At 33.3% G+C, this 6501-nt stretch carries 9 protein-coding genes; 5 read left to right on the forward strand and 4 right to left on the reverse strand.

Going from position 1 to position 6501, the window contains the following annotated elements:
* Positions 1-675, forward strand: a 675-nt coding sequence (locus tag QZ143_RS09465; RefSeq protein ID WP_292883595.1) for an ion channel, incomplete at its 5' end; no start/stop codon positions are given.
* 7 nt (positions 676-682) lie between these two features.
* Here QZ143_RS09465 and QZ143_RS09470 read toward each other — a convergent pair.
* Together QZ143_RS09470 and QZ143_RS09475 are read right to left on the reverse strand one after the other, a co-directional pair.
* The gene (locus QZ143_RS09470) at positions 683-1120 is read right to left on the reverse strand and encodes a DUF2798 domain-containing protein (RefSeq protein WP_292883600.1); all 438 of its coding nucleotides are present in this window, start codon (positions 1118-1120) and stop codon (positions 683-685) included.
* Between the two features lie 171 nt (positions 1121-1291).
* Positions 1292-1777 (reverse strand): hypothetical protein, encoded by a 486-nt coding sequence (locus QZ143_RS09475; protein WP_292883603.1) that lies wholly within the window; start codon positions 1775-1777, stop codon positions 1292-1294.
* A gap of 222 nt (positions 1778-1999) precedes the next feature.
* Here QZ143_RS09475 and QZ143_RS09480 point away from each other — a divergent pair, with 222 nt between their 5' ends.
* On the forward strand, positions 2000-2782 hold the full coding sequence (locus tag QZ143_RS09480; RefSeq protein ID WP_292883605.1) for a DUF4013 domain-containing protein: 783 nt from the start codon (positions 2000-2002) through the stop codon (positions 2780-2782).
* A gap of 22 nt (positions 2783-2804) precedes the next feature.
* On the opposite strand, the gene QZ143_RS09485 is transcribed toward QZ143_RS09480, so the two are convergent.
* Positions 2805-3161: a hypothetical protein gene (locus tag QZ143_RS09485; RefSeq protein WP_292883607.1), complete on the reverse strand. Its 357-nt coding sequence runs from the start codon at positions 3159-3161 to the stop codon at positions 2805-2807.
* Between the two features lie 330 nt (positions 3162-3491).
* On the opposite strand from QZ143_RS09485, the gene QZ143_RS09490 reads away from it, so the two are divergent.
* From QZ143_RS09490 to QZ143_RS09500, 3 genes are all read left to right on the forward strand, one after another.
* Complete coding sequence (locus QZ143_RS09490; RefSeq protein ID WP_292607403.1) at positions 3492-3704, forward strand: hypothetical protein; 213 nt, start codon at positions 3492-3494, stop codon at positions 3702-3704.
* A 160-nt stretch (positions 3705-3864) separates the two neighbouring features.
* Complete coding sequence (locus QZ143_RS09495; RefSeq protein WP_292883609.1) at positions 3865-5241, forward strand: MATE family efflux transporter; 1377 nt, start codon at positions 3865-3867, stop codon at positions 5239-5241.
* A 74-nt stretch (positions 5242-5315) separates the two neighbouring features.
* Entirely contained in the window at positions 5316-6032 is a 717-nt protein-coding gene (locus QZ143_RS09500; protein ID WP_292883611.1) for a hypothetical protein, read from the forward strand.
* Positions 6033-6159: 127 nt separating this feature from the next.
* On the opposite strand, the gene QZ143_RS09505 is transcribed toward QZ143_RS09500, so the two are convergent.
* On the reverse strand, positions 6160-6501 hold a 342-nt coding region (locus QZ143_RS09505), incomplete at its 5' end, for a hypothetical protein (protein ID WP_292883613.1).

The following is a 6501-nucleotide window of genomic DNA, read 5'->3' on the forward strand; positions in this document are numbered from 1 at the left end:
ATTTTTGCAACATTTTTGGATATTTTGCTGTTGTTTTATGTAGCTTTGCGTCCTGTTTCTTCAACATTCAGAGATACGGTTTTCGCTTTTGATATAATTTTATGCGCAGTCCTGTGGATAGAATTCATCTACAGCTATTTGAAATCCGAAGATAAAAAGCAGTACCTGATTGAAAATTCATTAAGTATCCTGGGAATGTTACCTATCAATTTCGTATTTCTTAGAGCATTAAGATTAGTGAAACTTATCCAGTTGATTAAGCTGTTTGTTCTTGCAAGGGATAGTGAAAAAACCATTTCCGACTTTTTGAAGCATACTTATCTGGATAAGATAATTCTGGTGGCAATCATTTTCACATTCATTTTGACAATATCCATCCGCCTTGTTGATCCTGATATCCATGATATACATACGGCCTTGTGGTATGTCATCGTTTCCATAACCAGTACAGGATATGGGGATGTCGTTCCATCAACACTTTCAGGGCGAATCGTTGGAATGATTGCAATGATTGGCGGTATTTTGGTTTTCGCTTCATTCACCGCTGTAATTTCATCATTGTATATTTCAAAAATCAATAAGGACAATCAGGATGATGTGAATCAAAAAATTGAAAATCTCACCTCTGAAATTGAAAGGCTCAACGAAAAAATTGATGAGCTGAAAAAGGAATGAATTAGTTTTATTTATTCATCGGATTGAATCCGAATACTTTTCCGGCCAATTTGAATGCCAAAGGATTCACAATCATATTTACGATGAAGTAAGCTACAATCCATCTAACCGGCCATTGATAAACGAGCACATCTACAGGCAATTGTCCATTAGGAACTCCAAATATCAATGGCATTATGAAACTCATAATCAGGCTCATGAAAAATGCAAATGGGTTCCACAAACCTGTTTTCATACCTAATTTAAAGCCAAAGACTTTGTCTGCCAATTTAAGGGATAGGGGATGAGCAATGAAATTAACTATAAGATAAGCTACAACCCAACGAATAGGCCACATTAAAAAGCATATTTCAACAGGCATTCCCCGGGGGATTGCAAAAATCAACGGCATTACCATACTCATTATAAGGCTTATGAAAAAAGCTATCGGATTCCACAATTTCATCTTTAAACTCCTGTTTGATATATTATATTTTTTATATTAATAATTGTTGTCAAAAAAAAGAATACTGGAAATTAATCATTTTCTTCGTTTCTGAAAATTTGGTGATGAACTTGCTTTTTTCAAGTATTAAAAATAGGATGGAAGAGTGTTATTCACTCAATATCCGGAAATCTAGAATGCTATTGGAGTAACATTGTTGATTTCGTTGAACTTATCTTGGACTGTCTTCAGTTGGGTCATGTTTGTTTCGCCTGAAGATTTTGCCCAGAAAACCACAACATGCTTTTCTCCGCTATCGTTTATGACTTCTGAAATTCCATGGGTTTTGTGAAGTTTGTCTGTGAAGTTTGCACTATGGTCTGGATTTACGCTGATTTTCATGTCCTTGTCCTGGGTTATGTATTCGTCCCCGTCATCATAAATCAGGTTGTCAAGAGAGTCCTCATCGACGGTTTTGTTGTCTTCCTGCTTGTCAATGCATTTATAGATTCCAATTCCACCATCGCCATGGGAATTGGCATATATCACATAGTCGTCGCTGCCGAATATTTCCTTAACGGGAGCATCAATTTTGTATTCCTGTATGCTTGCGGCGCCGACACAGCCAATCAGAAGGGATGAAAGAATCAGTGCAATCAATATTTTTTTGAAATTCATTTTTTTCCTCTTTAATGTTATGTACCAAAAAATTATTTTGATGTACATTTAATAGTTTAGTTCTATGATTATTTATATATTTTGTCAAATTTTTTCCTTTGAACTGAATGTTATCAAAAAAGGCAAAAAATACACAGTCAAGGTGGTGACTTACTGGTTGAATTTACGAATCTTTTTAAGTTGATGTTAACAAATACAGTATTATAATTAGGGAGTTTTATTATGGATTTGTCAAAAATAGTTTCGTATTCCTTCAAATATCCATTCAGAAGCATTAAAAAAATGCTGGTAATCTGTCTGTTTTTCATTCTGATTGCCATCATTCCAATTGGCCTGATGATTAATAATGATTATGTTGTAGCCATCGGTGTGATTGCATTTTTCCTGTTTGTATTGTTTGTGCCGGGATATTTCCTGTCTATTGTTAGAATGGGTTCAACTCAATCAGCATTGCTTCCGTCCTTCAATCTGGTTAATAATATCTATGATTCCATCAGGGTGATATTTTTAAGAATGGTCTACATGATTGTTCCGGCTGCGGTATTTCTCATTGCTTTTAAGCTATTGAGCTCTTCAAGCAGAGATTTGATTTTAGAGTTTTTTCTAAATCTTAACTTTGCGCTACTGCTTATTATTCTCATATATCTTGTCTTTGAATTTTTATTGTTCTTTGCAAAAGCAAGATTGGCTTACTTCAACAGTTTGCCTGAAGCCTTAAAGATCAATAAGGTGGTGGGTGACATTAGAAGAATAGGAATATTTACCATAATCAAATGGGCAATAGTAATGCTTATATTGCTTGTTGTGGCTGGTTTCGTTTCATCATTTGTAATGGCGATTCCTTATGTGGGCTTTTTGATTTATGTGGTTGTTGTTATTCCAATACTTGAAAGCATTGCCAATTATTCCCTTGGACTGCTGTATTCAAATATTGCCAAAAGCTACGATGATGATTTGGGAAATTTCAGGAATATTGAATACCATGAGTATGGTAGGATTAAATAGGAAAAGTGCTTTGAATCACTTTTCAGTCTGAAACTTTTTTTGGATAGTTTTTAATTATGTAATACACTACGAGCCCTATAAAGTAACATAATACGTCCCAATAGTCAAATACGCTTCCTTTTCTAGTATACAGTGAAACATACTCACCTAAAAATGACAGGACTATGGTCATTAAAAATAATATCTTAAAAGAGTTGACCTCTTTTTCTAAAGTATAATACAGTATTACATTAATCGCTGCAAAATACAAAGGCACTGCTATCAAATCATTAAAATGGTCATTGAAGAATAAAACCCCCAATGATTTGAAGTAATATTGATTGGCAAAGTATAATATTACGCAGCTAATTAATATAATAACATCTTTTCTTATTTTCATTTTATAAGAATCCAACAATTGCTAAAATTATAATTACTACAATTACAATAATTGCTATTTCTTTTGTTTCCATAAATTCACATCTATATTTTTATTTATATTATTATTATTTAAATTATACTAATTTTTGTCTTGTTGTAGGGATTATGTTCAAATGATTTCGTTTTTGAAGAAGAATTGTAGAAAGTTTATTTCCGTTTTTTTGAAGAGATATGCAAATTAACCATCTATATAGAAAATATTTCACCTGTAATGACTTAAATTCCATAATAAAATTTAATATGCATGAAAAACATAATACAAATAATTAAACGAAAGGAGGGAATTATTATGGCAAATGCTATTCTTGCAGCAGTATTATCCTTTTTAATTCCAGGATTAGGTCAGGCTTATGCTGGTGATATTAAAAAAGGTGCAATTTTCTTTATAATAGCTGTTGTATTGGCAATATTATCATTCTTTACAGCATTTTTATTATCAATTATATCATTAATATTTGCAATTTACGCCGCTTATGATGCATATAAGATGGTAGAGATTTAATTTAAATGTTTTAAACGGAGAATTATTTTAATTCCTGTTATTTTTCTTTTTTTTTAATCATAAATTTCTGTTTTAATTTTTTCGGGTGTTAATTTAAGGTAGCATTTCGTCATGGATTAGATTATTATTTAAATGATTAAATGCATAATATAGTTTAATTATGAGCCAACATGTAAACGACATACAGATGCATCCGGTAAAATCAACTATTATGCTAGGTATACCTATCATACTGCTCTTCTTTTTGGATTCACTATATTCGGTTGCCGATGTTTACTGGGTCAGTGGTTTGGGCACAGCTGCCATCATATGTATGGGATTTATTTCCAATATAATCTATGCAATTGATAATCTGGGAGATGGAATCGGCAGGTCTTGCAATGTTCTAATTTCAAATGCATTTGGAGCAAATCAAATTGAAAAGACTGAAAAATATGCTGAACAGGGTCTGCTTTTAATTTTGCTTCTTTCCATCATTATCCCGTTTGTTACTATCCCATTTGTTGAGCCAATTTGTGTCATGGCAGGCATTTCCGAGTATACTGACATGATATTTGCGTATCTCGCTCCATGTTTGTGTTTTGTCATAACAATCATGATAAACAATTTCTTTTGTGCCGTCTTAGCCAGTGAAGGTGATACTGCAAGGTCATCAATTATAGTTGCGGCAGGAAATATTTTGAATATCATTTTGGATCCGATATTGATTTTCTACTTTAAGATGGGAATGTTGGGAGCGGCCGTTTCAACAGTATTTGGTGGACTATTGTCCATCCTGCTTTTTGTCTACATATATTCAATTAAAAAGGATACTCTTGTGAAGGTTCACCTTAAGGGTTTCAGATTGGATTTGGGGATAATAAGGGAAATTATCGTATTGGCCATTCCTATCATCATAACCAGTGTCATTATAACAGCTTTGGGAATTGTCGTTACCTATTCGCTTCACCTGTATGCCTCACCAATCGCAGTCTCTGCATATATTATCCTCCTTAATGTTCAATCAACAGTATTCTCTCCAATTCAGGGCATAATGAAAGGATTGTGCATTGTAACAGGACATTTAAATGGTGCAAAAAGATTTATAGAACTTAGGTGGACAATTAGAAAAATATTTTCCATGTGCTTCGTGCTTGCTATAGCTATTTCAATTGCACTTGCAGTCTTCCACGGTCCAATAGTGGGCTTATTTTCATCTGAATACGTCATTTTGGAGGAAGTTAAAAATATGCTGCTGTTTACTATATTGTTCATGATAACATTTCCAATAATTATGGGATGCAGTTATGTATTTTTAGGTCTTGAAAAAAGTACATATACTCTGATGTTTCTCATATTTAATTTAATAATCATGATAATTTCCATGATTTCATTTAACCACATTTTTGGCCTAAACAAATCTGGAATATTTTTGTCCATCATATTGAGCAATACTATTGAAGCTATTGTAATGATTGCTGTGCTTAAAAGAATGTTGGATTCCAAAATCGAAAACTCAGAGATTGAAAATCGGACCTCCATTTCTATTGGTGATTAAAACAATCAACTATTTTTGATAGTAATTTCTGATAATTTTATATTCTATTGTGTATAAACATAATAACGATTGCAATGAAAAGAATGACTAAAATTTTACTTGCCGTATTGATTTTGCTTGTTGTTTTTGCTGGAGTAGTTACTTTTACACAGCAATCAAAACAGCCTACTGCCGATAATCTCGATCAGTATGGAAAAATAATTGGAAGCAATTCAAATGGAACAGTATATAAGATAATTCAACAGTCCAGCGATACTGCAATAATGATTTTGGGAGTTCACAGTCTTGAAAGCGGCATTCACAATGCCACATATGAAGCAATAATGAACTTCACCAAAGACAACAGCCTTGACAAAAAGTACGTCATATACTTCATCCAGCTTAATTTCAAGGACAGCGGAATGAATACCAGCGATTATGATACAAACAGGCACATGGGTGAACTTCTTGCCAATGAATTTGTTGTTCCGGATATTGAGAATTATGATCCTTATGTCATCGTGGATGCCCATGAAATGGAAGACTATTGGGATTTGCAGAAATATGTTGGCGTTGTCGACAACAAATCATCCACAACAATGGATTATGCCAATAAGATAGGCGGTAACTTGAGCTATCCTGTATATCCTGTCAGGACAGGTACCTCACCTGAATGGGTGACAATACCTCTCGCCAAAAAGAATCATAACGTAATCCTTTTTGAAACAGCTCAAAACGACACACAACACGATAAGGGACTGACTGCAATTAATCTGGTCAGATGCATTGATTCCCTGCCTATTCAAAAATAATCTGATTCGATAAAGATAATGGATGCATTTCAAATTATCTTTATTTCCTTTTTTTTATGATGAAACTAAAAACGTTCACAAATGTTTGTGAAACTAAAAATAATAAAGAAAAGATAATTCAATTGAATTATCCGTATTTTTCAATCAGTGACTTGCTTCTGCCGATGACCAGAGCAACTATACCATCTACAATCAGCAATGCTCCAACGATTACAGCTATCAGGTAGGTCTGTGATGCTGCAAAATATGCAAGTGCAACAATTAATATACCTAAAATAAAAGCAACTGCTGAAAGAGCTATATAACTCTTATCATTAAGGAAGACCATTCCCATCAGTCCGTAAAACATCATCATGAATCCGATAATGAAGAATTGCAAAGATACAAGGAATGGCAATGCATTTAAAAAGAACATGAATATCGCTCCAAATATTAATGAAACGAGTCCGATTATTATGGAGAGATATTT

Source organism: Methanobrevibacter sp. UBA188 (assembly GCF_905234905.1).
Classification (GTDB): Archaea; Methanobacteriota; Methanobacteria; order Methanobacteriales; family Methanobacteriaceae; genus Methanocatella.

What these genes read in the sequence shown, in the direction of transcription:
- QZ143_RS09485 (WP_292883607.1), bottom strand. Translation starts at nt 3,161, where the DNA reads ATGAAAATAAGAAAAGATGTTATTATATTAATTAGCTGCGTAATATTA.
- QZ143_RS09495 (WP_292883609.1), top strand. Translation starts at nt 3,865, where the DNA reads ATGAGCCAACATGTAAACGACATACAGATGCATCCGGTAAAATCAACT.
- QZ143_RS09500 (WP_292883611.1), top strand. Translation starts at nt 5,316, where the DNA reads ATGAAAAGAATGACTAAAATTTTACTTGCCGTATTGATTTTGCTTGTT.
- QZ143_RS09490 (WP_292607403.1), top strand. Translation starts at nt 3,492, where the DNA reads ATGGCAAATGCTATTCTTGCAGCAGTATTATCCTTTTTAATTCCAGGA.
- QZ143_RS09470 (WP_292883600.1), bottom strand. Translation starts at nt 1,120, where the DNA reads ATGAAATTGTGGAATCCGATAGCTTTTTTCATAAGCCTTATAATGAGT.
- QZ143_RS09480 (WP_292883605.1), top strand. Translation starts at nt 2,000, where the DNA reads ATGGATTTGTCAAAAATAGTTTCGTATTCCTTCAAATATCCATTCAGA.
- QZ143_RS09475 (WP_292883603.1), bottom strand. Translation starts at nt 1,777, where the DNA reads ATGAATTTCAAAAAAATATTGATTGCACTGATTCTTTCATCCCTTCTG.